This window comes from Candidatus Obscuribacterales bacterium (assembly GCA_036703605.1).
Taxonomy (GTDB): domain Bacteria; phylum Cyanobacteriota; class Cyanobacteriia; order RECH01; family RECH01; genus RECH01.
Window position 1 is genome coordinate 1 of the sequence record DATNRH010000283.1, and the last position, 2274, is coordinate 2274.

The following is a 2274-nucleotide window of genomic DNA, read 5'->3' on the forward strand; positions in this document are numbered from 1 at the left end:
ATTGGATGGGGGAGGGCCACCCGCAGGTACCAATTGCTGCTGATTTGGCTGTTGAGGATGTCCATAAGGAGCCGCTGGCGGTGGAGCCTGTTGTTGCTCAAAAACCGAAAATGGATCGGCAGCAGGTGGCGGCGGACCTCCATAAGGCTGAATGGCTTGAGATTGGCCAGGAGGTGGGCCGTATCCAGCATAGGGGTTGGATTGCTGCTGGGCCGGAACTAGAGCACCCGCATTGGGATCCGACCAAGGATCGGCATACAAATCAGCGCCTCCAGGGCCAGGAGGAGCTCCATAGCCAGAGCCATAAGGATCATTGCTGGGTGGTGGTGGTCCTCCATACCCACTTTGCTGTTGAGGTGGTGGTGGTGCCCCAAAATCAGGAGCTCCTCCAGCTCCATAAGGATCATTTGGACCGCCGTATCCAGGTTGTTGTCCAGGAGGTGGCCCACCGCCAAAACTTTGGTCCGATGGTGGTGGAGGGGCTCCATAATTTGGCTGTGGTTGACCGGGAGGAGGGCCTCCAAATCCACCATAACTATCGGAAGGAGCTGGCGGGCCTCCAGGGAATCCACCCGGTTGGTTTTGACCGGGTTGCTGCAGGCCTCCAGGAAATCCACCTGATTGCTGCTGCTGTCCAGGAGGTGGCGGTGGAGCCTGTCCAGGAGGTCCCTGTTCACTTCCAGGGAAACCTCCATAACTTTGATCCGATGGTGGTGGAGCTCCATATCCACTAGCGTTGGGACTCCCAAAAGGATTTCCTGCATCCGAAGGAGGTCCTCCCATCTGTTGCTGGCCACGACCGGGCGAAGGCGGTGGTGGTGCCATGGAATTGGAAGACTGTGTTGGGTCAAATCCACCATAAGTAGATCCTGGTCCTTGCTGCTGCTGCTGAGGAGGCGGCTGGGATCCCATTCCTAGTGATTGCTGAGAACTCATCATTCCAGGATTTCCTCCGACTCCTCCCATGTCATTCATACTATTCATCATTGGTGGTTGCTGCTGCATTCCACCATATTGAGGCGGCTGGCCATATCCTCCTGGTCCTCCCTGAGGCGGTCCTCCTCCATAGCCACCGCCATAACCACCAACTCCTCCTGGTGGTCCACTATTCATGACTGGTTGGTTCATAACCGGTGCTTTTGGCGCAGGTGGTTGGGCCATGATGCTTCCGCCATTGTCATAGGGCGAAGAACCAGGTGCTTGAGCAGGAGGCGCGGCACCAGGGGCCCCAGATGGAAGTGCGGCTTGGAAATCCGCTGCGAACTGATCAAACGGGTTGGACATTGTTATTTTGTTGTTGTTCGATAAACAATAATTTTCGGAGTGATGAATATGACAGTGAGTGACTCTTAGATGTTCTCACGCGTTTAATAGGCAGTCTTTTTTTGGTGTCGCTCAAAAAGATCCTCGGTGGCACGACGTCTTTGTCTGATTCAATTCGTTACAAACCAAAACCTGAGATCAACCAACAAGAACTGTGATCGCGATTCTTCGATGCCGCTGCTACTTCTTGTTGTTGTTGTGGGGAGGCAGGAATAGACTAATCATATAATAATGACAATATGGACGACAGAGCGCACTTTGCGTTGAATCGAAACAGCAATCCAACAACCGAAGATGCCCACCAATTTTTCGACAGCCTCCACGTGCGATAGCACCGCGCGTTTTTGCTGCAAAGAAAAAGGTGATGGATGACGAGGCTTGCGATCCTTGAGCGTGCCCTCTATATCGCCAGGCGTGTTTACGTAAGATCAGGTAGTGACTTCTACATCTATGGCTCAACGGTCACGACAGTCATTTCAAACATACTCTGCAGGCGCGAACGGCTCGATTTATCATTTTTTGGAGCAAGATCAAAGATCGAACTGAATTAAAATTTGAAGCTCAACTTCCCAGAACCCTGAATACAGTACAGTACAGTTGAGCAATCGTACAGTATATACTTCATTGAAATTGGGCTGAAATCAAAGAAGAAGATCAGGGATATCTTGAGTTTAGTGATGGCAGTACATAGTACTATACTCTCTCTTAGTAGAGTATTAGGCGCTACTGTACCACTATAGTGTTCTTTGATGTTCGTCAAAGCACCAAATTGAATGACGCAATCAAATGTCAAATACTAGTACTGTATAAAGATACAAGATGCTGTACTGTAGCATTATTGCTCAACTACGAGTACAGTATTATATATTCTCTACGTAGACCCTCATCGTCAAATAATGAACATAGTTTAGTCTAGTCTAGTACGGAGTAGTCTATACCAGTTCTCTACAA

Annotated in this window: 2 protein-coding genes; both read right to left on the reverse strand. The window is 50.0% G+C overall.

Features of this window, described 5'->3' with window-relative positions:
• Nucleotides 1-191, reverse strand: a 191-nt coding sequence (locus V6D20_05995; GenBank protein ID HEY9815338.1) for a hypothetical protein, incomplete at its 3' end; no start/stop codon positions are given.
• Nucleotides 192-218: 27 nt separating this feature from the next.
• Nucleotides 219-764, reverse strand: coding sequence for a hypothetical protein (locus V6D20_06000; GenBank protein ID HEY9815339.1), 546 nt, complete (start codon nucleotides 762-764; stop codon nucleotides 219-221).
• Nucleotides 765-2274: the final 1510 nt, after the last annotated feature.

Bases quoted from the DNA above. Each gene is read 5' to 3' on its own strand.
- V6D20_06000 (HEY9815339.1), bottom strand. From the start codon at position 764: ATGCAGGAAATCCTTTTGGGAGTCCCAACGCTAGTGGATATGGAGCTC.